We start from the raw sequence: 26072 nt of genomic DNA, 5'->3' as shown, positions 1-26072 counted from the left end.
AGACGCTGGCCTGACCTAGCGTGGTATCTCCGACAGGCACCGGCGAGTTGGCCGCGGTGAAACTGAACGACCAGGAAAGCAGCTCAGGGCGTTTCGGCCGCTGAGCGACCAATGCCGCAAGGCGACACAGGAAGGAACAACGTTGACCGCAACGGCTCGTCTCACAGCAGGTGACAAAGCACCCGAATTCGCACTGCCCGACGCCGACGGCAAGACGGTGAAACTCGCCGACTACCGCGGCCGCAAGGTGATCGTCTACTTCTACCCCGCCGCGTCGACGCCCGGCTGCACCAAGCAGGCCTGCGACTTCCGCGACAGCCTCGCCGAGCTCAACGACGCCGGCCTGGACGTCATCGGCATCTCGCCGGACAAGCCCGAGAAGCTCGCGAAGTTCCGCGACACCGAAGGGCTCACCTTCCCGCTGCTGTCCGACCCGGACAAGGAAGTGCTCACCGCGTGGGGCGCCTTCGGGGAGAAGAAGATGTACGGCAAGACTGTGCAGGGCGTCATCCGCTCGACGTTCGTCGTCGATGAAAAGGGCAACATCGAGGTGGCGCAGTACAACGTGAAGGCCACCGGTCACGTCGCTAAGCTGCGTCGCGACATCTCCGTCTGATCCTGCGCCGGAACAACAACCGAAGATTCAGCAGTCCATCGAGCACAAGATCTTTCACAACCGCCAAGCCAGCGGGCTCTCCATGGAGAATGAACTCTCGAACAAGGTGGCGGTCCCGCTGGCTGGCGTTCTCTTATGCGATCGTGCGAACCTGTCGAAAATTCACCGAAGATCATCGAAGCAACCGGACGTTGGTGTCCACGACGCAGACGCTGGCGCTGGCCGCGCCGCAACTAACTGCTGTGGGGAACTAGTTGTCGAACAACTGGGATATCTCGTTGCGCCTGTTGTCCATCTCGTTCTCGACGTACAACACGTTCACCAGAGCGAGAAGCAAAACCGCAACAGCGACCACGCGTACCCAGTTCGCGGCACCTAAGAAGAACGAGACGGCAAGGCCGGCTGCGACGAAGCCGACCCCGGTCCATAAGGGACCCGACCCGCTCATGAGGCTTACCGACTGCATCGACATCAGCAGACCGATACCGACCAGCAGACAGACACCCACCGCAACCGCGGTTTGCTTGCCCTTGCTGTTCTTCTCGGCCTCCGCAGACGGTTCACCGCGCCACGCGCTGCCGTCCCAGTAGATCTGCTTGTCTGGATTCGACGGGTCTGGATACCAACCAGGTGCCTGCGATGGTTGTGTCACAGCGGATTTCCCCCTCTGTCGCGATTGGTCAGAGGGTAGCAAGGAGCCCCGACATCCCGGCTGAACACAGTACAACGTGAAGGCCACCGGTCACGTCGCCAAGCTGCGTCGCGACATCTCCGTCTAGTCCGGCGCAAGGGCCGCCAGGAACAACGACTCGGCCATCGCGGCCTTCGCCAGCACCAACAGGTCCAGGCTCTCGTTGATGCTGTGCGCCTGGGTGCCCGGATCTTCGACGCCGGTCACCAGGATGGTCGCGGCCGGGTACGCCTCGGCGAACTCGGCGATGAACGGGATGGATCCGCCCATCCCCATGTCGACCGGGGCCGCCCCCCACGCCTGCGCGAAGGCGGTGCGGGCGGCCTCGTAGACCGGCCCGGTGGCGTCGATGGCATACGGCTGTCCCACGTCGCCGGGGGTCACGGTGACCTTCGCACCCCACGGTGCGTGCGTCTCGAGGTGGCGGCGCAGGGCATCCAGGTGCGCGGCGGCGTCGCCCCCGGGGGCCACCCGCAGGGACACCTTGGCCCGCGCCGACGGGATCAGCGTGTTGGAGGCCTTGGCGATCGGCGTGGTGTCGATGCCGATGACCGTGATGGCGGGCTTGGCCCAAAGCCGTTGCACCACAGAGCCGGTGCCGATCTCGGAGACGCCGTCGAGCAGACCGGTCTCGGCGCGCACCCAGTCCGGCCCGCGGTCCACGTCGGCCGCGGTGCCCTCGTGCAGACCCTCGACGGCCACGTTGCCGTCGTCATCGTGCAGGGTGGCGAGCAGGCGCACCAGGACCGTGATGGCATCGGGCACCACCCCGCCCCACAGCCCCGAGTGCAAACCGTGGTCGAGCGTCGCCACCTCGACCACGCAGTCGGCCAGACCGCGCAGCGACACCGTCAGCGCGGGGATCTCGGTGCTCCAGTTGTCGGAATCGGCAATGACAATCACGTCGGCGGCCAGGGCGTCGCGGTGCGCGGCCAGCAGGCGCCCGAGCGACGGGGACCCGGACTCCTCCTCCCCCTCGACGAACACCGTGACCCCGACCGGCAACGCGTTGCCGCCGGCGCTCAGTGCCCGCAGGGCCGCCAAATGGGTTGCGATACCGGCCTTGTCGTCGGCGGTGCCGCGGCCGTAGAGTCGGCCGTTGCGCTCGGTGGGCTCGAACGGCGGCGAGTGCCACTGCGCGACGTCGCCCTCGGGTTGCACGTCGTGATGGGCGTAGAGCAGCACCGTCGGCGCGCCGGGCGGCGCGGGATGGCGGGCGATCACCGCCGGGGCGCCGCCCTCGCTGACGATCTGGACGTCGGGGAAGCCGACGCCGGTGAACAGGTCCGCGACGGCACGCGCGCTGCGGTGCACCTCGTCGCGGCGCTCCGGGTCGGCCCAGACCGACTGGATGCGCACCAGGTCCTCGAGATCGGCGCGCACCGACGGCAGCACCTCACGGACGCGGGCTTCGAGATCGCTCATGCGGCCAGATTAGTGCGGGGCTCCTGGCTGCGCGAACGTGCGCAGAACCGGAAAATCACCCGGCGTGTTGCCCGCGGACACGCACGCTCGCGCTGAATTGGGCCCAGCACGCTCGCGCGGGACAGGGTCAGGATTCGAGGATGGCGACCGCGGCCGCCGTGTCGGCCTCGTGGGTCAGCGACACGTGGATGGTCACCTCGGCCAGGTGCTTGGCGATCTCGCCGGTGAGCCGCACCTTGGGCCGACCCCACATGTCGGTGACCACCTCGATGTCGCGGTGGATCGCCTCGGGCAGCACCGGCCGCTGCGCGAAGCGCGAACTCGACCACGCCTTGATGACCGCCTCTTTCGCCGCCCAGCGGGCCGCCAGGTGCCGCGCCGCCACCGAACTCTTGTCGGCGGCGTCGCGGCGCTCCCCCGGGGTGAAGGTCTCGGCGAAGACCGTCCCGGGCTGGTCGACCTGCTCGGCAAACTCCGGGATGGACACCAGGTCGATCCCCACTCCGACTATCGCCACGGCGTGAACCCTAACGGAACCGTCCCGTCGATGGACACTGAGCCGATCACCGGATGTAGACGTCGCCGTCGCCGAGGCGCGCCGCCGCATTCAGCAGCATGGCCGCTTCCTGCTTCTTCTCCGGTGCGTCGTGGTCGAAGCGACGGTCGGCGGGCCGCTCGTACATCGGCCGGCCGCCGGCGATCGCCGAGGCCAACCGGTGCTGACCGGCCAGCACGCGCTCCTGCGCCCGGGCGACGTAATCGTCGCGCTGCGCGGGATCGAGTGCGGCCAGGAACGCCTGCGGATGCACCAGCGCCACCAGACCCGACACGTGACCGAAGCCCAGGCTGGTCACCAGACCGGCCTTCAGCGGGAACTTGTCGCCCAGCCGCAGGGTGTCGCGCACCCAGACGAAGTGACCGGAGCCGGCCAGCTCGTCGTCGACGCAGTCCAGGCTGCGGTTCGGCGGGATCACGCCGTCGCGCAGGATCTGGCACAGGCCCATCAGCTGGAACACCGCGGCACCGCCCTTGGCGTGGCCGGTCAGCGTCTTCTGGCTGACGATGAACAGCGGCGCGCCCTCCGAGCGGCCCATCGAGTCGGCCAGCCGCTCGTGCAGCTCGGTCTCGTTGGGATCGTTGGCCAGCGTCGAGGTGTCGTGCTTGGAGATCACCGCGATGTCGTCGGCGCCGACGCCCAGCTTGGCCAGCGAGCGGGCCAGCTGCGAATCCTTGCCGCCGCGCCCGGCGCCCAGCGCGCCGAGCCCCGGAGCCGGGATCGAGGTGTGCACACCGTCGGCGAAGCTCTGCGCGTAGCCGACGACCGCCAGCACCGGCAGCCCCATCTTGGCGGCCAGGTCGCCCCGGGCCAACAGGATGGTGCCGCCGCCTTGGGCCTCGAGGAACCCGAGACGACGACGGTCGTTGGCGCGGGAGAACTTCGAGTCGCTGATGCCCTTGGCGCGCATCATCTCGGTGTCGGCGGTGGCCGCCATGTCACCGAAACCGATGATCGCTTCCAGCGTCAGGTCGTCGAAACCGCCGGCGACCACCAGATCGGCCTTGCCGAGGCGGATCTTGTCGACGCCCTCCTCGACCGAGACCGCCGCGGTGGCGCACGCGCCGACCGGATGGATCATCGCGCCGTAACCACCGACGTAGCTCTGCATCACATGCGCGGCAACGACGTTGGGCAGGACTTCCTGCAGGATGTCGTTCGGCTTGGAGCGGCCCAGCAGGTTGCCGTGGTACATGGTCTGCATCGAGGTCATGCCGCCCATGCCGGTGCCCTGCGTGCTGGCCACCAGGCTCGGGTGCACCCAGCGCATCAGCTCGGTCGGCGTGAAGCCCGACGACAGGAACGCGTCGACGGTCGCGACGATGTTCCACAGCGCCACCCGGTCGATCGAGTTGGCCATGTCCTGGCTGACGCCCCACACTGTGGGATCGAACCCGGTCGGGATCTGCGCCCCCACCGTCCGCGACAGCTTGGTCTTGCGCGGAACCCGAATCTCGGTGCCCGCCTTGCGGATCACCTCCCAGTCGGAGCTGTCCGGGACCGGGCGGGCGACCGTGTGCTCGGGGTCGTAGGAGACGAACGCCCGGGCGTCGGCCTCGCTCGAGACCACGAACGAGAAGTCGCGGTCCAGGAACACGCTGACCAACAGCGGCGAGGCGTGATCGGGATCGATCGCACCGTCGTCGACGAATTCGCGGATGCCGCAACGCTCGACCACGGTGTCGTGGTAGCGCTCGACCAGTTCGGCCTCCGGCACCAACTCACCGGAGTCGGCGTCGTACCAACCCGGGGTCGGGTCGTCCTCCCACTTGATCAGGCCGGTGGTCCAGGCCAGCTCGAGCACGCCCGCGGCGGACAGCTCGTTGTCGACCTCCATCTCGAAGCGGGTGCGCGACGAGCCGTACGGGCCCAGTTCCGCACCGCCGACGATGACCACCAGATCGGCCGGGTCGACGTCCAGGTCGTCCCACGCCGGCGCCGGGGCCGGGCTGTACCCGCGCGGCGGCGAGGGCAGCGCGGCGATGGTGCCGTCGAGGTCCTCGTCCTCGGTCTCCGCGGATTCGGCCGACATCTCCTCGCGGGCCTTGGCGGCCAGCGCACCCATGTCGAGCTCCACCTCGGCCAGTCCACCGGTCAGGTCGGCCTTGATGGGCTCGGCGGCCGCGGCCACCTTCGACTCCGGGGAGCACAGTTGCAGCAGCATGGCCGCCATCTCCGCGCTGGTGTAGGTGGTCACGCCGGCCTCTTCGACCGCGTCGACGATGACGTCGTTGTGACCCATCAGGCCGGTGCCCTTGGTCCAGCCGATCAGCGCGTGCGCCAGCGTGACCCGCTCGGCCCACGAACTCTCGGCCTTCCAGCGGTTGACCAGCGCGTCCAGCGCGGACTTCGCCTCGCCGTAGGCCCCGTCACCACCGAAGGTGCCGCGGTTGGGCGAACCGGGCAGCACCACGTGCAGGCGGGAGGCGATATCGCGCTCGGCGCCGATCGTGGACAGCCCCGCGATGAGCCGCTCGACGGCCCACAGCAGCACCTTCATCTCCATCTCGGCGCGGGACCCGACCTCCGACAGATCCCCGCCCACGCGCGGCGCGGCGAACGGGAACAGCAGCGTCGGGGTCTGCGCGTCCTTGAGGTGAATCGATTGCGGCCCAAGGTTTTCGCTCTGCTCGGTCCCCACCCACTCGACCAGCGCGTCGATGTCGGCGTAGGAGGCCATGTTCGCCGGGACCACCCACAGGGTGGCGCCGAAGCGGGCGTTCTCCCGGTAGAGGTCCTTGTAGAACGCCAACCGCGCATCGTCGAGGCGCGAGGTGGTGGCGACGACGGTCGCACCGCCCTCGAGCAACTGACCGACCACCGCGGAGGCGATCGAACCCTTCGACGCGCCCGTCACCACGGCGACCTCGTCGGAATACCGACCGGTGCCGGGGTTCTCGGCGCCCGCGGCGATCCGGCCGAACAGCGAGGCGTGCACGTTGCGGCCCGCGGCCAGCGCCTTGCCCTGCCACCAATTGGCTTGCGTGGCAACGACATGCCCGGCGCCCTCGAACCGCTCCGACAGGCGCGGCCAGTCGCCGTCGATCTCGTTCTCTTCGGCCAGCCACAGCTTGACCAGGTCCTCGCGCGCACTGGCCCACCGGTCGTCGAGCACAACGGCCTTGCGGCCGTCGAACGCCGGAGACACCAGACGCGGCCAGTCCGAACCGAGTTCGGCCGACACCAGGTCGACGAGTTCGGCGTCGGTGGCCTGCTCGGGCGCGGTGACCGGGCTGTCGAGACCCAGCTGGCTGAGCACCTGACGGGCGGCCGTGGCCAACACGCCGTCCGGGCCGGTGACCTGCTCGGCGAACTCGCCGAGCGCCGCGGAGTCCACGACCCCGCCGGCGGCACCGCCGGCCGACGGCAGCGACACGGCGACACCCTTGCGGGCACCGACCGCGGCGACCGCGGCGTCGATGGCCTTGTCGACCGCGCCCGCATCCGCGAGCGCGCCCTCGTGCAGGCCGCCGAGGCCGCCGCCGCGCACGCTGGAACCCTCCCGGGTGCCCAGCGCGAGTTCGACGGTGGCGTGCTTGGCCCAGCCCGGGCCCAGCTCCCACACCTTCGAGACCCGCTCGGTGATGTAGGCCGGACGCTTGCCGGAGGGCCCGAGCACGGTGCGCAACTGGTCGTTGATCGCATCGGAGAGCACCGGACCGAACGGCTTGTAGGTCCGCGCCAGCTTGGTCACCTGCCCCTTGAGCGCACCCAGGTCCGCCTCGGCGGCACCGTCGATGGCGCCCAGGTTCAGCTCGGAGCCGAGGTCCACCAGCAGCTGATTACGGCGCGAGGAGGCACCGTCGGTGATCGACTCGATGGAGTCCAGCGCCTCGATCTGGTCGAGCCGCATCTTGGCCGACAGCGCGATGAGCGCCACCGTGGCGTCCGCGGCGTCGAACACGATGTCGTCGGGGCGCGGGCCACCGGCGGGAGCCGCCGGCGCGGCGGCCGGAGCCGGTGCCGCCTCGACGGCGGCCGGGGCCTCGGCGGCCGCGGTCTCGGCCGGCTCGGCCGGTTCCTCTTCGGGCTCGGGATCGGTGTCGTTGGCGAACAGCACCGCGGCGTCCCGCTCGGCGTTGAGCACCTCGACGGTGCTGTGCGCGTACTCCGGCAGCTTGAGCGTGTTGGTGGCCAGGCCCGCGACCGTCGGCGCGTTCTTCACGCCGATCTCGACGAACCGTTCCACCCCGAGGCCACCGGCGGCCTCCTCGATGAACAGCAGGTCCTGCGTCTCGATCCAGCGCACCGGGCTGGCGAACTGCCAGGCCAGCAGCTCGATGACGATCTTGCGGCACAACTCGACCGGCTTCTCGTTACGCCAGGTGTCGTAGTCGGCCAGGATCTCGTCGAGGGGCTCGGCCGGGACCAGATCGCGGATCTCCTGGATGAAGTCGCGGTCCAGGGTGAACGGCCGCGGCACCAGGTTCGGGATGTAACGGCCGACCACCAGCTCCGGATCGCGGTCGCGCGGGAGCACCCGCTCGAGGCTGCGCCGGAAGTCGTCGACGCCCACCCGCAGCACGCTGGAGTGGAACGGCACGTCGATGCCGGGCACCAGGATGAACGAACGCTTGCCGCCGGAGATCTCGCGGCGACGCTCGACCTCTTCCTCCAGGGCCTCCAGACCGCGCACGGTGCCGGCGATCGCGTACTGGGCACCGCGCAGGTTGTAGTTCACGATCTGCAGGAATTCGCCGGTGCGCTCGGAGATCTCGGCGACGAAATCCTTGACGTCATCGTCGTCGAGGTCGATCTGGCTGGGCCGGATCGCCGCCAGGCGGTAGTTGGACCGCCCGCGCTCGTCCCGCGGCACGATGTCGTGCATCTTGGAACCGCGGTGGAACACCGCCTCCAACAGGCCTTCGAGCTCGATGACGCCCGACACGCAGGCCAGCGCGGTGTACTCACCGACGGAGTGACCGCAGGCGATCGCCCCCTCGACGAACGCGCCCTGCTCCCGCATCTCGGCCACCTGGGCGGCAGCCGTGGTGGCCATCGCGACCTGGGTGAACTGGGTCAGGTACAGCACACCCTCGGGGTGCTCGTAGTGCACACCGGAGGCGATCAACGAGGTCGGGTTGTCCCGGACCACGTGCAGCACCGAGAAGCCCAGGGTTTCGCGGGTGAACTTGTCGGCGCGGTCCCACACCTTGCGCGCGGCCTTGGAGCGGGCGCGCACCTCCATGCCCATGCCCTTGGACTGGATGCCCTGGCCCGGGAAGGCGTAGACGGTCTTGGGCGCCGTCAGGCGCGCGGTGGCCGCCATCTTCAGGTCCGAGCCGACCCGCGCGGAGATCTCGAGCACCTCGGCGCCCAGGTCGACGCCGACGCGGTCGACGCGGAACTCGACCTCGTCGCCCGGCAGCACCATGCCCAGGAAACGTGCGGTCCAGCCGAGCAGCTTGGCCGGCGGGACGGGCGTGCCGTCGGTGGCGGTCACCACGTGCTGCGCGGCGGCCGAGAGCCACATGCCGTGCACGATGGGCGATTCCAGGCCGGCCAGCAGCGCCGCGGCCTGATCGGTGTGGATCGGGTTGTGGTCACCGGAGACCACGGCGAAGGGCCGCATGTCGACCGGCGCGGTGATGGTGATGTCGCGGCGACGACGACGCGGGGTGTCGGTGGCGTTGGAGGACACCGCTCCCCCGGCGCGCACCGGGTCGGCCAACTCGGCAGCGCCGGTGCGGCCGCGGATCGCGAAGCGCTCCTCGAGGGCGGCCAGCACCGCACCGGAGGCGTCGGAGACGTTGACGGTGACCGGCACCACGCGGCCGACCTCGGTGTCATAGGCCGCCGAAGCCGTTGCGGTGACGGTCAATTCGGTCCGCTCGGTGGGCAGCGCGCGCACCATCTGTGCGGCGTGGTCGAGGTGCACCAGGCTCAGCAGGCCCTCGACCACCGGGAAGCCGGAGTCGGTGAGCGCCGAACCGATGGCGGCGAAGACCGCGGGCCAGCAGCGTCCGACCAGGGCGTCGGGGACCACCGTCAGCGTCGGGGCCAGCGGGGCTCCAAACGTCGCGGTGACGCCGGTGTGATCGGCGACGCGCTCGGGATCCCAGTCGACAGTGACCGTGGTGGTGGCCCGTCCGTCGGTGACCCGCACCGGCGGCAGCGCGTCGGGGCCGTCGACGCCGGCCGCGATGGCCAGCACGGAACGCATTGCGGTCGAGGCGTCCTCGACCGAGACCACCGGTGCGCCACCGTCGACGGTGGTGGCCGGCAGGCTGAACTTGATCTCGATCCAGGTGCCCGACAGCGGCAGGCTCAGCACGACCTGCTCGCCGACGACCTCGAGGCGGGCGCCGGTGGCGTGGTTGGTGGCGCTGCCGGTCTCGTGCACCTGCCAGTCTGCCGGCGGGGCGATCCGGTGCACCGGGTTGGTCGCGATGCGACCGGCCCACAGCACGTCGGGGGCGTCCAGCACCAGGGCCAGCGGTCCGGTGACGTCGGCCAGCCGCGCGATCACCGGGGTGGGCTCGGCACCGGCGGCGAGCACGCCGTCGACGGCGGCCTGCTCGAAGCGGTCCAGCAGTTCACCCACCGGCTCGTCGACCCGGGTGATGCCCGCGACGGCCGCGGTGCCCGGGATGATGCAGACCTGATCGGCCGGGTAGCGCGCGTCGTGCGCCTGCCACAGCGAGTCACTGCGCCACCAGCGGCGCACGTCCTTGTCGATGACGGGAACGAAGTTGACCGGCTTGCCGAGGGTCTTGCACAGCTGTACGAAGAACGGCACGTCGGCGGGGTGCAGCCGGACGGTGGCTGCATCCGGGTAGGCGGCCAGCAGCTCGGCGATGGCCAGCTGCGGATCTTCCAGCAGTGCCTCGCCGGCTTCGGTTGCGCCGTACAGGGTTTCGATGGGGCCGTAGTCGGCGGCGTTGAGCCGCGCCTCCACGCGCTGCAGCATCTCCTGGAACCGGTCGCGCCAGGTGATGTCGAGCCACGGCGAGTCGGGCCGCTTGGAGTCGGCGGTGGAGCTGCCGTCGCCGATGGCCAGCTCGACGTAGCGGCGCAGCCACTGCTCGTAGGTCATCTCGGCGACATCGCCGAAGTACGGCTTGGCCGTGTTGGCCATCGCGGCGATGATCTCGTCGCGGCGCTCAGCGACCGCGTCGGCGTCACCGGCCACCTCGTCGAGCAGGCGTCCGCAGCGCGAGGCGGTGTTGTCGATCTCGTGGATGTCGGCGCCGAGCTGGCTGCGGCCGGAAGCCATGCCGCCCTGCGCTTTTCCGGCACCAACCCAGTGCTCGGTGCCGTTGGTGTCGACCAGCATCTGCTTGACCTGCGGGCTGGTGGTGGCCTCCAGGGTGGCCATCGCGGCGGTGCCGACCAGGATGCCGTCGACCGGCATCAGCGGGAAGCCGTAGGCCTCCGACCAACGGCCGGACAGGTACTCGGCCGCGCGCTCGGGCGTGCCGATGCCACCGCCGACGCAGACGGTGATGTTCGAGCGGCCACGCAGCTCGGAGTAGGTGGCCAGCAGCAGGTCGTCGAGGTCTTCCCAGGAGTGGTGGCCACCGGCGCGGCCGCCCTCGACGTGGGCGATGACCGGCTTGGTCGGCACCTCCGCGGCGATCCGGATGACCGCGCGGATCTGCTCGACGGTGCCCGGCTTGAACGCCACGTGGCTGATGCCCAGGTCGTTGAGTTCACCGATGAGCTCGACGGCCTCCTCGAGTTCGGGGATGCCGGCGGTGACGATCAGACCGTCGATCGGCGCCCCGGACTGACGGGCCTTCTGCACCAAGCGCTTTCCGCCCACCTGCAGCTTCCACAGGTACGGGTCGAGGAACAGCGAGTTGAACTGGACGGCGCGGCCCGGCTCGAGCAGCTCGGTGAGCTCCTCGATGCGGTCGGCGAAGATCGGCTCGGTGACCTGACCGCCGCCGGCCAGCTCGGCCCAGTGCCCGGCGTTGGCCGCGGCGGCGACGATCTTGGCGTCGACGGTGGTCGGCGTCATGCCCGCCAGCAGGATCGGCGAACGGCCGGTGAGGCGGGTGAACTTCGTCGAGAGCTTGACCGAGCCGTCGGGCAGCGTCACGACCTGCGGGGCGTAGCTCGACCACGGCTTGGCCACCTCGGGGACCGCGCCGATGGTGAACAGGTTGCGCTGGCCGCCGCGGGTGGCCGCGGGCACGATGCCGATGCCCAGGCCGCGGATCACCGGGGCGGTCAGCCGGGTCAGGATGTCGCCGGGCCCCAGGTCCAGGATCCACCGGGCGCCGGCGTCGTTGAGGGTGTTGATCTCGTCGACCCAGTCGACCTGGTCGATCAGGATGGCCTTGGTCATCGCCTTGGCCAGTTCCACGTCGATGCCGATCGCCTCGGCCCAGCCGCCGACGATCTCGACGCCGTCGGACAGCCGCGGCGTGTGGAAGCCCACCTCGACCTGAACCGGGTCGAACACCGGCGCGAACACCGCGCCGCCGCGGATCTTGTTCTTGCGCTCGGCCTCTTCCTTGTCGGCGATCTGCTGGCAGTACAGCTCGAAGCGGGACAGCTGCTCGGGGGTGCCGGTGATGGTCACCGAGCGGCGGCCGTTGCGGATCGACAGCACCGGGGGCAGCACGGTGCGCACGTCCTGGCTGAACTCCTCGAGCAACTCGTAGATGCGCTCGGGGTCGGCGTTGGTCACCGACACCATCGGCGGGCGATCGCCCAGCACCGCGATGCCACGGCGGCGGGCCACCAGGGTGCCGGCGGCACCGATCAGCTGCGCCAGCGCCAGCAACTCGACGTCGCGGGCCCCACCGGCCTTGAGCGCCTCGACGCCCAGCACGCCCTGGGAGTGTCCGGCCAGCGCCACCGGGGGCGTGGTGGCAAGGTCCAGGCCTTGACGCGCCAGCGCGCGCACGGCGGCGATCTGGGTCAGCAGGACGCCGGGGACCGAGACCGCGGCCGAGGTCAGCTGCTTGTCGCTGGGAACGGGCTCCTCGGCGGCCAGCGCGCGCACCCAGCGCAGCGGCTCGAAGCCGATGGGCCGCACGACGACGAGTTCGCGGGCGACCGGCTCGAGCAGCAGTTCGGCTTCGCCGGCCAGCGTGGCGAGGTCGGATTCGATACCGGCCGAGGACACCAGTTCCTCGAGCGTCTCGAGCCAGGCGCTGCCCTGTCCCCCGAAGGCGACGGCGAAGGGCTCACCGGCGGACAGCCGGTCGACAAGGGCGTGGGTGGACGGTACGGGCCCGGCAGCGCTGCCATTGGGGGTGGTGGATCCACCGGCGTTCATGGCACGGTCGTGCTCGAAGATCGTCACCTTGTGTATCTCCCTGTCTCTGCTACGTCTTGTACTGCTCGTCGCGATGCGTCTCGGGTCTGTGGGTCCTCGCGCTGACCAGCGGAGGCCTGGCGACTCCTCGGTGAGTCCGCCTGCTGAACCGGCGCCGGTCCACCATTGGGCCGGCGTGGTGCGTCGATCGGCTTGAATCGGCCGTTCGCGTTGCACCGGCTGTACTAAGAGTGTCATAAGGCCGGACCCGGTTGACGTGCCGAAATTGGTTACTGACGAGTTCTACGGACGGGTAACCCAGGGTTGCGTAACGTGCCGCTGAACTGAGTGCGCCGCCCTGGAGGACAAACATCCTGCTGACGGGTGGTTACGGTCGAGTAGCTACAAGTTCGCAGATCACGGCACGATTGTTACCGAATCGTTATCTTCTATTTTCGGCCGCCGAAGCGCGCCGCAATGAGCGCCGTCGGACATTCGCCCGGATGCGATCTGCGTCACTTCTGCGCCCGGACGCTCCGAGAAGTTTGCTGGCAAATCTTACTGGTCGGTAATTTTCGGCGGTCCCATGGCCGTAGCGGGGTCTGCGGAGGTGATCGATGTCGACGCCGGCCCCGGCGACCTTGCGCTTGTCGATCTCGACCCACTGCAGGTGCGCGGCGGGGTGGCGACGATCCCGAGGCGGTGTCGGCAGAGGTCGCGCGCCTCGGAGCACCGTGTGGACGCGCCGAACATCCACTGCCCGCCGGGGCGCCGGCCCGAGCCGTAGCGAATGGATCCGGGTATCCCGCGGCCCTGGTGCCGGTGGCGGCGGATACCCCCGAAACCGCGTCGCCCCGCACCGCCCGGGCTGGCATGATCGAACGGGGCCACGCGGGCTCGGGGGTCGAGAAATCGGCGACGCCGGGAAAGGCAGAGGAACAGTGCGGCGCTGGATCGTGTGGTCCGTGGGGCTTCTGGCCTACATCGTCGCCGTGCTCGATCGCACCACCCTCGGGGTGTCCGGGCTCGACGCAGCCGACCGGTTCAACGCCAGCCCGGCGATCCTCTCGACGTTCGTGGTGCTGCAGATCGTCGTCTACGCCGGCGCCCAGATCCCGGCCGGGCTGCTGCTGGACCGCTTCGGCTCCCGGGCGATGATCGTCAGCGGCGGGCTGCTGATGGCCGCCGGACAGCTCACCCTGGCGTTCAGCGAATCGCTGCCCACCGCCATCGCCGCCCGGGCGGTGGTCGGCCTGGGCGACGCGTTCACCTTCATCTCGGTCCTGCGGCTGGTCCCCTACTGGTTCTCCGAGCGGCAGATCCCGATGGTCACGCAGTTGACCGGCATCTGCGGACAGCTCGGACAGGTCCTGTCGGCGCTGCCCTTCCTGGCGCTGCTCGGGGCCGCCGGCTGGAGTACGGCCTACCTGTCGGCGGCGGCCTTCGGGGTACTGGTGGTGGTGCTGACCATCGTGGTGGTCCGCGATACGCCGCGCGGGCGCGCCCAGGTGGTGCGCAGCGCCGACCTGGCCGAGACGTTCGGCAGCCTCAAGACGGTCTGGCTGCGCCCGGGCACCCGGCTCGGCTTCTTCACGCACATGGGCTGCCAGTTCTCCATCACCGTGTTCGCGCTGATGTGGGGCATTCCGTATCTGACCGAGGCGCAGGGACTTTCCCGCGGGACCGCCGGCGCGTTGCTGACGGTGTCGGTGGCCGCGGCCATCGCCGCGGGGATCCTGATCGGCATCATCACGGCCCGCAATCCGCACCGCCGATCGTGGCTGGTGCTCGGCATCATGGCCAGCAACGCCGCCATCTGGGCCGTGGTGCTCGCGCTGCCCGGGCCCGCCCCGCTGTGGTTGCTGGTGGTGTTGATCATCGTGATCTCCATCGGTGGGCCGGGTTCGATGGTCGGCTTCGACCATGCGCGGACGTTCAATCCGAGCCGGACCCTGGGCACCGCGACCGGCATCATCAACATGGGCGGGTTCATCGCCTCGCTGCTCGTCATGCAGGCGATGGGCATGATCATCGACGCCGCTGGGGGCTACTCGTTCGACGCGTTCCGCTACGCCTGGGCGGCGCAGTACGTCATCTGGATCCTCGCGGCCGTCGCCATCCTCATCGCGCGCCGCAAGGCCCGCCGCACCATCGGCGACATCGACGAGAGCAAGTACCTGCTGGAGTTCTTCGACGACCGCCGCGAGTGATTTCGGTGCGCTGGGTTGCGGTGTGCGCAACCGAGCGCACCGAAATCGCCCCTCGCGCCGGGGCATTGGCGGTTACGCTGCCGTCTGTGACGGTCCCCCACACCACCGCCGGACGCCGCGGGCTCACCCAACGGCCGGCCGCCCTGGCGCTTGCCGCCGGTCTGCTCGCCGTTCCCGGAATCCCGATGCTGGCCAATGCCGCGTTGCCCGAACCCCCTTGGCAGGACGCCCAGGCCGAGGATCAGCTCGACATCGCGACCGAGGACGGCCACCGGCTGGCAGTCGTGGCGCCCGACGGCTGGGTGGCGCGCGACCTCGGCGACGGCGCGGTGCTGCAAGGCGAGGACGCCACCGTGCTGATCCAGGTCTTCGATCTCGACGGCCGCGACCCCGATGCGGTGGCGCAGCGGCTGATTCGGCTCAACCGGGTGCAGGGCATCAGCTCCGCACTCGACGGCGGCCGGGTCGAATCCACCGACGGCACGCTGACGGGCACCACCTGCCTGGCGGTCACCGCCGCGGCCGCCGGCAGCTGCGCGTTCCTCGCCGACGAGGACATGATCGTGTCCGTGGTCGCGCTCGGCCCCTCCGCCCCACCGATCGCCGACGTCGTCGGCCCGATGACGAGGACCGCGCCGTGACCGCCACCCTTGCCGACGACACCATCCCCGCCACCGACCGGCCCGTGGTCTACCGGCCGCAGTCCGCGGTGTTCTGGCTGCTGATCGCGGCCCTGGGCCTCGGGATCCTCGGGCTGCTGGGCGAATTCGGGCCGGCGATCAGCGAGACCCTGAACACCCAGTTGGCGCTGGCGCCGATCTGGCTGGGATTCATCGTCTTCCTGCTGTGGCTGATGTTCAAGTTCGACCCGTACCGCAGCGTGCGCCCCTACCCGCAGGGCCTGGTGGCCGGCGCCGCGCTGGGCGCGACCACCGCGGTGGTGATGGCGATGCACGGCAACGGTGCCCTGCAGCAGTTGTGGGCGCGCGTCCTGGACCCCGACACGGTGGCCGCCTGGGGTCCGGCGCTCAGCGCCCCCTTCGTCGAGGAAGCCGCAAAGGGGCTGTGCGCCACCGTAATCCTGGTGCTGTGCGCCGCGACCTACAACCGCATCGCCCACGCGTTGATGCTGGGGATGTTCGTCGGCTTCGGCTTCGACATCAGCGAGGACCTCACCTACGCGACCCGCTCGGCGATCTACAGCCTGGACTCCGACCTCGCCGGGGCCGGTGTCAACCTCGTTGCCCGCATCCTGACGGCCATCCCCGCGCACTGGTCCTACACCGGGTTGTTCACCGTCGGCGTGCTGGTGCTCCTGCCGTCGTTCGCCGGGCGCGACCGCTGGTCCCCCGCCCGACGCCTCGGCGTCGCGGCCGCCCTGATGTTCAGCGCCGTGTTCATGCATTTCGTCTGGGATGCGCCGGTGCCGGAGAACATCCTGACCAAGTTCGCCATCAACCTCGTCATCTTCTTCACCGCGGCGCTGCTGCTGATCCGCGACGAACGCGACCGGGTGCGCGGCCGGATCGCCGCGGGCCGCGACGTCGATCCGCTGCGCGGCGTCGACGACGAGGTCCTGGACTCGCTCGGCAGCTGGCGCGACCGGCGCCGGTTCCTCCGGCAGGCGCGCCGCGCCGGCGGCCGGAAGGCCAAAAAGGCCGCCCGGCAACGTCAACGCGACGCTCTGGACCTGCTCAACCGGTGATTTCGGTGCGCTGGGTTGCGTTCCGCGCAACCCAGCGCACCGAAATCACACCTCGATGGGCGGGTGCAGGCGCTCCATCGTGTACTGGCGGTTGCGCCGGGCCGCCCAGGCGCTCGCCGCCAGCGACGCGGCGAGCACCCCGGCCAGCACCGCGATCGCGATCCACAGCCGGGAGTCGATGCCGCCGACGGTCAACTGCCGTAACCCGTTGACCGCATACGTCATCGGGTCAAAGGGGTGGATGATCTGGAAGGGTTTGGCCGTCGTCTCCACCGGATAGATGCCCCCGGCCGAGACCAGCTGGAACATCAGGAACGCCAGCGTCACCACTCGGCCGACGGCCACCCCGAACACCGCGTTGAACGCCTGGATGAGCGCCAGGAACGTCGCGGCCACCAGGATCAGGAACGCCACCGTGGCCACCGGGTGGACGGCTTTCAGTCCCACCCCGAAGTGCACGACGGCATACATCACGAGCACCTGGCAGACGGCGATCAGGATCGCCGGCCAGTACGACGCGAGGACCACCCGCAGCGCGCCCAGGCCGTTGACGATCGGCCGGGACTGCAACGGCGTCAGCAACATCCAGATGATCAGGGCGCCGATGAACAACGCCAGCGGCAGGAAGAACGGCGCGAACCCGGTGCCGAAGGTGGCGGCCTGGTTCTTGGTCACCAGGTCCAGGCCGACGGGGGCGGCCAGGGTGCGGGCCACGTCGGTGCGTTCCTGCGGGGTCCAGGACGGCACCTGGGTGGAGCCCTCCCGCAGCTTGCTGGACAGTTCCTGGCTGCCGTCGGCGAGGCGTTCGGTGCCGGCGGCGAGTTCGACCGCGCCGCCGGCCAACTCGCTGCCGCCGTCGCTGAGCTGCACCAGCCCGGCGGCCAGCCGCTGGGCGCCGTCGTCGAGCTGGTCGACGCCGTCGCGCAGCTTGACGACGTCGGCGCGCAGACCGCCGTTGAGTGCGTTGGTCAGGAACACCCGCAGTTTGCTGTTGGGGTCGGCCAGGTCGTTCTCCAGCTGGGTCGCGCTGTCGCGCAGGTGGATCAGGCCCTCGTCGGTGGTCGGGTCGATGCCGCGCGCGTCGAGCAGCCGCTGCGCGCCGGCCAGGAAACCGCCGAGGTCGCGCAGCGCCGGGTCGGGGTTGGACCGCAGGAACCCGACGGCCTGATCGACGATCGACGCGGCGTGCGCGGTGTCGATGTGCAGCGCGGCGATGCGGTCGGTGGTGGAGCGCACCGCGCCGCTGAGGTGCTGCGCGGCCCGGCCCACCTCGTCGGGGTCCAGCCCCAGATCGCCGACCTGGTCGAGCACCTCGATCAACGGGTCGATGGCGGAGTCCACGGCGGTGGACAGCTGGCGGGTGCCGGCGGCCAACTGCGCCGAGCCGTCCTTGGCGGTCACCAACCCGGCCGCCAGAGTGCCCGCGCCCGTGGCCAACTGGTGGGCGCCGTCGTTGGCGGTCGTCATGCCGGCGTTGAGCTGGTCGGCGCCGTCGGCGGCCTGGCGCAGACCGGCGCCCGCATCGGTCAGGCCGGTCAGCACGGTGCCCACGGTGCGTTCCCCGACGCTGGCGTTGACCTGGTTGATCACCTCGCGCGCCGCGTTCTGCCCGATGATGGAGCCCAGGTAGTTGTTGGCGTCGTTGAAGGTGAACTGGATCTTGGCCTGCTGGGGATCACCGCCGGACGGCGAGGCGATGGCGGCGCTGAAGTCCTCGGGCAGGGTCACCGAGAAGTAGTACTTGCCGGCGGCCAACCCCGCGGCGGCCTCGTCGGCCGAGACCGGGTGCAGATCAAGTTGTTTGGAGTCGATCAGCGCCTGGGCCACCTGGTCGCCGGCGCGCATCGGTTGACCATCGGCGACCGTGCCGGCGTCGGCGTTGACCAGGGCCACGGGCACCTTGTCGACCTCGCCGAACGGATTCCAGAACGCCCACAGGTACATCGCGCCGTACAGCAGCGGCATCACGATGACGGTGACCAGCGCGATGCGCGGCAGCAGGCCGCGGGAGTACCGCTTGAGGTCGGTGCCGAGCGACATTCCGGCGAGCATGTCTACTGTCCATCCTTCTGCTGGCGGGCCAGTTCGGCCCGGGCGGTGTTGGCCACCGGCAGTTGCGCACGCACCTCGTGGCCGGTGACGCCGTTGACGGTCGCGGTGACCACGGTCTGCTCAGCGCCGAGCGCGATCAGCCGCTGCACCAACAGGTCTCGGTTGTGATCGCTGGTCACGTAGTCGAGGTTGCCGACCACCAGCAGCGGCGGGCGCGCGGTGTTGGCCAGCGCGATGCGCAGCAGCAGCCGGTCGAGCTCGGTGAGCTCCTCGACGTATTCGTGCAGCGGGGGCAGCGGCAACTCGCCGAACACCGGGGCGCACACCGCGCGCAGGTCCGCTTCGTCGGCGCGCCGGACCAGCTGGTACCACCGCGCATTCCAGCGCAGCGTCTCGGTGATCACATCGCGCACCGTGACCGACTCGGCGACCGAGTCGAGTTCGTCGATGCCGGCCAGCGCCGCGATCGCGAAGATATCCTTGGCGCGTCGGCGCCCGAACACGGTCAGCTCCCCGGTGTCGGGGGCCATCCGCCCGGCCAACGTCATCAGCAGTGCCGTGCGGCCGGAACCGGCCGGGCACACCAGCACGGTCACGCCGCCGGCGTCGATCTCCAGATCGATCGGTCCGTAGACCGGCCCCCACGGGCCGGCCATCGTGAGACCTCTTGCGCGGAGGGCGGGGGCGGGTGGGTCCTGCGGTACATCGGTCACGGGACCATCTCATCATGGCGCCGGTCGGCGCTCAGCATGATGAGCATCGCCACGTGCAGCGAGGTCCGCGACTCGGCGTCCTCGAGGTCCACGCCGAGCAGCCGTTGCAGCGCCGCCAGCCGCGAGTACAGCGTGGGCCGCGACAGGTGCAGCTTCTTGGCCAGTTCGGTCTTGTTGCCGCCGACCTCCACGAACGCCCGCAGCAGGTCGAACATCGCGGGCCCGTTCTTGGCGCGGTCGGCCAGCACGGCGCGTAGCTCGGTCTCGGCGAAGGCCTGCACCCGCGGGTCGGAGCGGATCAGCCCGACCAGACCGCGCAGCCGCACGTCGGCGACGCGGTGAAACGACCGCGTCGAGGCCGGCATGGCCGCGGCCACCTCCGCGACGTGCGCCGAGATGGCCAGCCCGCCGGCCGTATCCACCAGCCGGGGCGACTCGGGGCCCACGCCGATCGAGCATCCCCGCACCCCGTCGAGGCGGACGACGCCGCGGCGCATCGCCGCGCACAACTCACCGATCACGTCGCCGGCCCCGCCCGGGCGCAGCGCCAGCAGTAGGTCGATCTGACCGTCCTCGCGGCCGGCGGCCAGCGCCGAATGCCCGCCGGCGCGCACCGCGTGCAGCACCGCGTCGACCGCGCGGGCGCGGCGCTGCTGCACCGCGACCTGATCGGGTACCGCGCTCTCGACCAGGCGCACCGTCACCGGCAGGTAGGTCAACGCCGGCTGCAGGCCCAGCGCGTGGGCGCGGGAGGTCGCGTCGGCCTCGTCGCGGACCCGGCCGCGGCGCAGTTCGTCGACCAGGCCGCTGTGCGCGCGCAGTTCCAGCGACACCCGGTCCTGTTCGATCATCCGGCCCAGGGCCAACGCCTGCGCGGCGCGTTCCAGGGTGATCACGGACTGACCGCCGGCGTTGCCGTCGTCCTCGAGGGTGGGCGCGACGAGTCGCCCCCACTCCTGGCGGTACGGGCCCACCGGGCGCATCAGCCAGCGCCGGCCGGCGTGACCGGCCAGCCGGGAACGCCGCTCCCAGTCGGCCAGCAGCGCGGCGGTCGGCAGGCCGTGCCCGGCGAACGCGATGACCTGGCGGTTGAGGTCCTCTAGCACGACGGGGGCCTGCAGGAGTTCGGCGGCGACCGTGACGATCTCCTCGAGCGCGGGCCGGTGCATGCTGAGGTTGGTGAACGTCTCGTGCACGCGACGGGCGTGGTCGACCTCCGCGTACTGCTCGGTGACGATGCGCCGGTGCACCTGTTCGGTGACCTCGACGAACCTGATCCGCCGGTGCAGCACGACGACGGGCAGCGGCAGCCCGGCGGCCGCCCGCAACACCGAGGTGGGCAGTTCGGGCAGATGCGGGCCCAGTTCGATGACCACCCCGGCCGCGCCCGCCGCGGCCAGGCCGGGCAGATAGGCGTCGCGGGCGGCGGCATCGGTCAGCGCCAGACCGGTGGTGAGGACCAGTTCGCCACCCTCGAGCAGGTTGGAGAGGTCGGCGAGTTCGCTGACGTGCACCCAACGCACCGGCCGGTCCAGCGGCCCGTCGCTGACGACCTCGGGCTCGCCGGCCCGCAGGACGGGCAGGGCGAGCACCTCGGCGACGGTCGGCTCCATTGACATACTGTAAAGCAGCCGCCACGAACCGTTACGGAACGTCGGAGCTCAAACCCCGGTTCCCGCCGCAGACTCGGGGGCATGACGAGCATCCAGACCATCGGACATTGGGCAGACGGCAAGAGCTTCACCGGCGACAGCGACCGCACCGCCCCGGTCACCAATCCCGCGACCGGCGTCGTGACCGGCGAGGTCGCCCTGGCCTCGGCCGAGGACGCCCGCACGGTTATCGAGGCCGCCGCCGCGGCCTTCCCGGCGTGGCGCGACATGTCGCTGGCCAAGCGCACGTCGATCCTGTTCAACTTCCGCGAGTTGCTCAACGCCCGCAAGGCCGAACTCGCCGAGATCATCACCGCCGAACACGGCAAGGTGCTCTCGGACGCGCTCGGCGAGGTGACGCGCGGTCAGGAGGTCGTCGAATTCGCCTGCGGCATCCCGCATCTGCTCAAGGGCAGCATGTCGGAGAACGCCTCGACCAACGTGGACGTGGCCTCCATCCGTCAGCCGCTGGGCGTCGTCGGCGTCATCGCGCCGTTCAACTTCCCGGCCATGGTGCCCATGTGGTTCTTCCCCATCGCGATCGCCGCCGGCAACGCCGTGGTGCTCAAGCCCTCGGAGAAGGATCCGTCCGCCGCGCTGTGGATGGCCGAGCTGTGGGCCGAGGCCGGCCTGCCCGCCGGCGTGTTCAACGTCCTGCAGGGCGACAAGGTCGCCGTCGACGAGCTGCTGACCAACTCGTCGGTCAAGGCCGTGTCCTTCGTCGGGTCCACCCCGATCGCGCAGTACGTCTACGCCACCGGGACCGCGCACGGCAAGCGCGTGCAGGCCCTCGGCGGCGCCAAGAACCACGCGGTGATCCTGCCCGACGCGGACCTGGACCTGGCCGCCGACGCGATGATCAACGCCGGCTTCGGTTCGGCCGGCGAGCGCTGCATGGCCATCTCGGCCTGCGTGGCCGTCGGCCCGATCGCCGACGAACTCGTCGCCAAGATCGCCGAGCGCGCCCACACCCTCAAGACCGGCGACGGCACCCGCGATTCCGATATGGGCCCGCTGGTGACCAAGGCGCACCGGGACCGGGTGGCCTCCTACGTCGACGCCGGCGAGTCCGACGGCGCCAAGGTGGTCGTCGACGGCCGCACGGTCGAGGCCGACGGCGAGCAGGACGGGTTCTGGCTCGGACCGACGCTGCTGGACCACGTCACCCCCGAGATGAGCGTGTACACCGACGAGATCTTCGGACCCGTCCTCTCGGTGCTGCGGGTCGACACCTACGACGACGCCCTCGAGCTGGTCAACTCCGGACCGTTCGGCAACGGCACCGCGATCTTCACCAACGACGGCGGCGCCGCACGGCGCTTCCAGAACGAGGTCGAGGTCGGCATGGTCGGCATCAACGTGCCGATCCCGGTGCCCACGGCGTACTACAGCTTCGGCGGTTGGCGTAGCTCGCTGTTCGGCGACACCCACGCCCACGGCACCGAGGGCGTGCACTTCTTCACCCGCGGCAAGGTCGTCACCACCCGCTGGCAGGACCCCACCCACGGCGGCATCAATCTCGGCTTCCCCCAGAACAACTGACCCCAGCCGGGTCTGCGGTCGTCGCGCGATCGGTGAGCGGGTCGCGCGGCGACTACAGTCGCGGTAATCCCTCGTTCGGATTTCTCTACTAGGAGCATTCATGACTGCGACCACACCCCAGCTGTTGCCCGGCGGGCGGGATCTCGACGCCGCCATCGCCGAGGGCAAGCGGGCCTACGAGCTGGACCGCGCCCACGTCTTCCATTCGTGGTCGGCCCAGGCCAAGTTGTCGCCGATGACGGTGGTGGCCGCGGAGGGGTCCTACGTCTGGGACGGCGAGGGCAACCGGCTGCTGGACTTCAGCTCGCAGATGGTCAACACCAACATCGGCCATCAGCACCCCAAGGTGGTCGCGGCCATCGCCGAGCAGGCCGCCAAGCTGTGCACCATCGCCCCGGCGCATGTCAACGACGCGCGCTCGGAGGCCGCCCGGCTCATCGCCGAGCGCGCCCCCGGCGACCTGAACAAGGTGTTCTTCACCAACGCCGGCGCCGACGCCGTCGAGCACGCGGTGCGGATGGCCCGGCTGCACACCGGCCGCCACAAGGTGCTCTCGCGCTACCGGTCCTACCACGGCGGCACCGACACCGCCGTCAACCTCACCGGGGACACCCGGCGCTGGCCCAACGACAACGGCACCAGCGGCGTCGTGCACTTCAACGGGCCGTTCCTGTACCGCTCGTCGTTCCACGCCGAGACCGAGGAGCAGGAGTCCCAGCGCGCGCTGGCCTACCTCGAGCAGTTGATCGCCATGGAGGGCCCGGACACCATCGCCGCGATCATCCTGGAGTCGGTGCCCGGCACCGCCGGCATCATGATCCCGCCGCCGGGGTACATGGCCGGGGTGCGCGAGATCTGCGACCGCTACGGCATCGTGTTCATCGCCGACGAGGTGATGGCCGGGTTCGGCCGCACCGGCAAGTGGTTCGCCATCCAGCACTTCGACGTCGTCCCCGACCTGATGACCTTCGCCAAGGGCGTCAACTCCGGCTACGTCCCGCTGGGCGGCGTGGTGATCAACGAGGAGATCGCGGCCACTTTCGCCGAGCGCGCCTACCCCGGTGGCCTGACCTACTCCGGCCACCCGCTGGCGTGTGCGTCGGCCGTGGCGACCATCAACGCCATGGAGGACGAGGGCATGGTGACCAACGCGGCCCGCATCGGCGAGCAGGTGCTGGGCCCGGGTCTGCGCGAGCTGGCCGCCAAGCACCGTTCCGTCGGCGAGGTCCGCGGCCTCGGGGTGTTCTGGGCCATCGAGCTGGTGGCCAACCAGGAGACCCGCGAGCCGCTGGCGCCCTACGGCGGTTCCAGCCCCGCGATGGCCGCGACGCTGGCGGCGTGCAAGGCGGGCGGGTTGCTGCCGTTCGCCAACTACAACCGCATCCACGCGGTGCCGCCGTGCAACGTCAGCGACGACGAGGTGGCCGAGGGCCTGCGCATCCTCGACGAGGCGCTGACCGTCGCCGACGGCCACACCAGCTAGGGCCTCAGCGCGCGCACAGCCGCACCGGCAGCGCGTGCGACACCACACCGATCGCGCCGCCGAGCATGGGCCAGATCGGCCAGAAGTACCAGGCGCCGGCGGTCAGGCCGACGGCGAGCCAGACGCTCAGGCAGATGGCCACCATGGTCGCGTAGGCGGCGAGGTGCCAGGTCACGCCGCGGCGGGCGGCGGCGCGGCGACGGTGCCGCACGCGTGGGTCGTTGCGGGTGATCAGGGGCACCGGCAGGTCGGCGACGAGTCGGCGCAGTTCGTCGGCGGTCTCCGCGGTGAAAGCCTGCGCCACCCGTTGCTCGTATTCGGGCAACGACAGGTAGCCCTGGGACATGGCCTGGCCGAGCAGTGCGGTGCAGCGTTCGCGTTCGCGGTCACCCGCGCGCAGCGGGTGCTCGACGGCGGAGTGGGTCATGACGACTCCCTGTCTTGACACTGTCAATCTGATGCTCCCAGCGTCGCACCGCAGGTTGACACTGTCAAGAAGTAGCGGGGAGAATTTCGTCATGACCACTCCGCCGGCCCGACCCCAGGTCCGCGAGGCGCTGCTGGCGGCCGCGCACGACGAACTGACCGACCACGGCCAGGTGGGGATCAGCCTGCGCGCGGTCGCGCGCCGGGCCGGGGTGTCCCACGCAGCGCCCAAGCACCATTTCGGCGACCGCGGCGGACTGTTGACGGCCGTGGCCGCGGAGGGATTCGACGCCCTGGCCGTCGACCTGACGACCGCGGCCGACGAACTCGACAGCGACGACGCCCCGGCGGCCCGGTTGGCCGCACTCGGCCGGGCCTACGTCGGCTTCGGACTGCGGCACCCGGCGCTGTTCGACCTGATGTTCCGGCCCGCCGAACTGCACCCCGACGACCCCGCCCTGGTGGAAGCGCGGCGGGGCGCCCTCGGCGTCCTCAGCGCCGCCGTGACCCGGGTGGCGCCGAGCGAACTGGAACCCTCCGGGACCCCGGATCTGGCGTTGCTGAGTTGGGCGTTGGCGCACGGCCTGGTGGTCCTCGCGCGCGACGGCGCCCTGCACCGGGCGGCGGGACGCGCCACCGAGGACAAGGCGCTGCCCCTGGGCCTGATCGGGCTGTTCTCCGCCGCCATGGCCGGCGAGGCGCCTCCCGAGGCGCCTTGACTTTTGCGACGACGACCGTCATGGTCATCGTGCGTTTGCGCCTCGCGGTGCCGCGGCCCCCGGGTCGCCCGGACGGCCATATGTAGAAAAAGAAAACCCCGTTTCCGCTGTTCAGCGATGCTCAGGGTCGTCGCGCGCGGGTGCGATAGGGTGGGCACTCAGATTTGCGGAGTAACGTCATTCTCGCTTAGGACGGCACGGGAAGGCACCGCAGGGCCACGCAAGGCGGCCGTCAATGTCAGGAGAGTGATGGCATCGAGTTCGACCAACGACGAGCGCGAGTCGGCGCTGTCGCTCGCCGAGCAGGCGGAGGCAGAAGCCGAGGCCGCCGAGGCTGAGGCCGCGGCCGCCCGGGCACGCGCCGCCGAGTTGCGCGCCGCGCAGACCACCGAGAGCACCGACAGCGACGAGACCACCGACAGCGACGCCGCCGAAGCCGACGCCGACCTCGAGGAGATCAGCGACGAGGCGAGTCCAGCGGCCGCCGCTGTGGACACCGAGTCCCGCGGGCGCCGCAAGTGGATCCCGGCCTGGCCGGTGCTGGCCGTCGCGGCCGCCGTCGTTGCGATCTGCGGTCTGCTCGCCGCCAGCGGCTTCATGCTGTGGTCGAGCCAGCGCGAGGCGGACCGGGCCGCGACCGACGCCGAGTACGCGGCCGCTGCGCGGCAGGGCGTGATCAACCTGATGTCGTTGGACTTCAACCAGGGCGAGGCCGATCTGCAGCGGCTGATCGACAGCACCACCGGCGACTTCCGCGCTGATTTCGAGGCCAGCAAGGACGACTTCCTGACGGTGATGAACGAGTCCAAGGTGGTCACCGAGGCGGAGGTGCGGGCGACCGCCGTCGAGCAGACCGGCAAGGACACCGCGACGGTCCTGGTGGCGGCGTCCTCGCAGGTCACCAATTCCGCTGGGGCAGAACAGCAACCGCGCGCCTGGCGGCTCTCCATCGATGTCGCCCGCGACAACGGCCAGGTCAAGATGTCGAAAGTTGAGTTCGTACCGTGACCGCTGACGAGAAATCGCGCACCGACGAGCAGCCCGAGAACACCGAGAGCCCCGAGGACACGG

At 70.4% G+C, this 26072-nt stretch carries 16 protein-coding genes; 8 read left to right on the top strand and 8 right to left on the bottom strand.

What is annotated here, in order from left to right:
- The first annotated feature begins 142 nt into the window (after positions 1–142).
- A complete protein-coding gene (gene bcp, locus EL338_RS07315) occupies positions 143–616 on the top strand; it encodes a thioredoxin-dependent thiol peroxidase (RefSeq protein WP_126333122.1) in 474 nt (157 codons plus the stop codon).
- Positions 617–866: 250 nt separating this feature from the next.
- Here the strand turns inward: bcp and EL338_RS07310 are convergent, their stop codons facing one another.
- The 4 genes from EL338_RS07310 to EL338_RS07295 form a co-directional block, all read right to left on the bottom strand.
- On the bottom strand, positions 867–1268 hold the full coding sequence (locus tag EL338_RS07310; protein ID WP_126333121.1) for a DUF2510 domain-containing protein: 402 nt from the start codon (positions 1266–1268) through the stop codon (positions 867–869).
- 123 nt (positions 1269–1391) lie between these two features.
- Positions 1392–2732: a dipeptidase gene (locus EL338_RS07305; protein WP_126333120.1), complete on the bottom strand. Its 1341-nt coding sequence runs from the start codon at positions 2730–2732 to the stop codon at positions 1392–1394.
- A 127-nt stretch (positions 2733–2859) separates the two neighbouring features.
- The gene (acpS, locus tag EL338_RS07300; protein ID WP_126333119.1) at positions 2860–3249 is read right to left on the bottom strand and encodes a holo-ACP synthase AcpS; all 390 of its coding nucleotides are present in this window, start codon (positions 3247–3249) and stop codon (positions 2860–2862) included.
- Positions 3250–3295: 46 nt separating this feature from the next.
- Positions 3296–12547, bottom strand: coding sequence for a fatty acid synthase subunit beta domain-containing protein (locus EL338_RS07295; RefSeq protein ID WP_435404891.1), 9252 nt, complete (start codon positions 12545–12547; stop codon positions 3296–3298).
- An 893-nt stretch (positions 12548–13440) separates the two neighbouring features.
- On the opposite strand from EL338_RS07295, the gene EL338_RS07285 reads away from it, so the two are divergent.
- The 3 genes from EL338_RS07285 to EL338_RS07275 all read left to right on the top strand — a co-directional run bounded on the left by EL338_RS07285 (position 13441) and on the right by EL338_RS07275 (position 16414).
- Positions 13441–14709, top strand: coding sequence for an MFS transporter (locus EL338_RS07285; RefSeq protein ID WP_126333117.1), 1269 nt, complete (start codon positions 13441–13443; stop codon positions 14707–14709).
- An 86-nt stretch (positions 14710–14795) separates the two neighbouring features.
- On the top strand, positions 14796–15350 hold the full coding sequence (locus EL338_RS07280) for a hypothetical protein (RefSeq protein WP_126333116.1): 555 nt from the start codon (positions 14796–14798) through the stop codon (positions 15348–15350).
- On the top strand, positions 15347–16414 hold the full coding sequence (locus EL338_RS07275; protein WP_235666397.1) for a PrsW family intramembrane metalloprotease: 1068 nt from the start codon (positions 15347–15349) through the stop codon (positions 16412–16414). The genes EL338_RS07280 and EL338_RS07275 overlap by 4 nt, the downstream gene beginning before the upstream one ends.
- Positions 16415–16459: 45 nt before the next feature.
- Here EL338_RS07275 and EL338_RS07270 read toward each other — a convergent pair whose 3' ends face one another.
- From EL338_RS07270 to EL338_RS07260, 3 genes are read right to left on the bottom strand one after another with little or no spacing between them, the layout of a single operon-like run.
- Positions 16460–18466 (bottom strand): YhgE/Pip domain-containing protein, encoded by a 2007-nt coding sequence (locus EL338_RS07270; RefSeq protein ID WP_126333115.1) that lies wholly within the window; start codon positions 18464–18466, stop codon positions 16460–16462.
- A gap of 2 nt (positions 18467–18468) precedes the next feature.
- On the bottom strand, positions 18469–19122 hold the full coding sequence (locus tag EL338_RS07265) for an ATP-binding cassette domain-containing protein (RefSeq protein WP_126333114.1): 654 nt from the start codon (positions 19120–19122) through the stop codon (positions 18469–18471).
- 53 nt (positions 19123–19175) lie between these two features.
- On the bottom strand, positions 19176–20792 hold the full coding sequence (locus EL338_RS07260) for a PucR family transcriptional regulator (protein ID WP_126333113.1): 1617 nt from the start codon (positions 20790–20792) through the stop codon (positions 19176–19178).
- An 81-nt stretch (positions 20793–20873) separates the two neighbouring features.
- On the opposite strand from EL338_RS07260, the gene EL338_RS07255 reads away from it, so the two are divergent.
- A complete protein-coding gene (locus EL338_RS07255) occupies positions 20874–22373 on the top strand; it encodes a CoA-acylating methylmalonate-semialdehyde dehydrogenase (RefSeq protein ID WP_126333112.1) in 1500 nt (499 codons plus the stop codon).
- A 100-nt stretch (positions 22374–22473) separates the two neighbouring features.
- Positions 22474–23856 carry an aspartate aminotransferase family protein gene (locus EL338_RS07250; protein WP_126333111.1) on the top strand — a complete coding sequence of 461 codons (1383 nt, stop codon included), beginning with the start codon at positions 22474–22476 and terminating at the stop codon, positions 23854–23856.
- 4 nt (positions 23857–23860) lie between these two features.
- Here EL338_RS07250 and EL338_RS07245 read toward each other — a convergent pair whose 3' ends face one another.
- On the bottom strand, positions 23861–24283 hold the full coding sequence (locus EL338_RS07245) for a DUF1707 domain-containing protein (protein WP_126333110.1): 423 nt from the start codon (positions 24281–24283) through the stop codon (positions 23861–23863).
- A 91-nt stretch (positions 24284–24374) separates the two neighbouring features.
- Between EL338_RS07245 and EL338_RS07240 the strand changes: the two genes are divergently transcribed.
- Together EL338_RS07240 and EL338_RS07235 are read left to right on the top strand one after the other, a co-directional pair.
- The gene (locus tag EL338_RS07240; RefSeq protein ID WP_163792059.1) at positions 24375–25001 is read left to right on the top strand and encodes a TetR/AcrR family transcriptional regulator; all 627 of its coding nucleotides are present in this window, start codon (positions 24375–24377) and stop codon (positions 24999–25001) included.
- Positions 25002–25250: 249 nt separating this feature from the next.
- Complete coding sequence (locus EL338_RS07235) at positions 25251–26009, top strand: Rv1363c family protein (protein ID WP_126333108.1); 759 nt, start codon at positions 25251–25253, stop codon at positions 26007–26009.
- Positions 26010–26072 lie beyond the last annotated feature (63 nt).

The sequence above is a fragment of the Mycolicibacterium chitae genome (genome assembly GCF_900637205.1).
GTDB lineage: Bacteria > Actinomycetota > Actinomycetes > Mycobacteriales > Mycobacteriaceae > Mycobacterium > Mycobacterium chitae.
This window is presented reverse-complemented; position numbering and strand designations above follow the sequence as displayed.

What these genes read in the sequence shown, in the direction of transcription:
- EL338_RS07245 (WP_126333110.1), bottom strand. Translation starts at nt 24,283, where the DNA reads ATGACCCACTCCGCCGTCGAGCACCCGCTGCGCGCGGGTGACCGCGAA.
- EL338_RS07255 (WP_126333112.1), top strand. Translation starts at nt 20,874, where the DNA reads ATGACGAGCATCCAGACCATCGGACATTGGGCAGACGGCAAGAGCTTC.
- EL338_RS07250 (WP_126333111.1), top strand. Translation starts at nt 22,474, where the DNA reads ATGACTGCGACCACACCCCAGCTGTTGCCCGGCGGGCGGGATCTCGAC.
- EL338_RS07265 (WP_126333114.1), bottom strand. Translation starts at nt 19,122, where the DNA reads ATGGCCGGCCCGTGGGGGCCGGTCTACGGACCGATCGATCTGGAGATC.
- EL338_RS07260 (WP_126333113.1), bottom strand. Translation starts at nt 20,792, where the DNA reads ATGGAGCCGACCGTCGCCGAGGTGCTCGCCCTGCCCGTCCTGCGGGCC.
- EL338_RS07270 (WP_126333115.1), bottom strand. Translation starts at nt 18,466, where the DNA reads ATGCTCGCCGGAATGTCGCTCGGCACCGACCTCAAGCGGTACTCCCGC.
- EL338_RS07240 (WP_163792059.1), top strand. Translation starts at nt 24,375, where the DNA reads ATGACCACTCCGCCGGCCCGACCCCAGGTCCGCGAGGCGCTGCTGGCG.
- EL338_RS07305 (WP_126333120.1), bottom strand. Translation starts at nt 2,732, where the DNA reads ATGAGCGATCTCGAAGCCCGCGTCCGTGAGGTGCTGCCGTCGGTGCGC.
- EL338_RS07235 (WP_126333108.1), top strand. Translation starts at nt 25,251, where the DNA reads ATGGCATCGAGTTCGACCAACGACGAGCGCGAGTCGGCGCTGTCGCTC.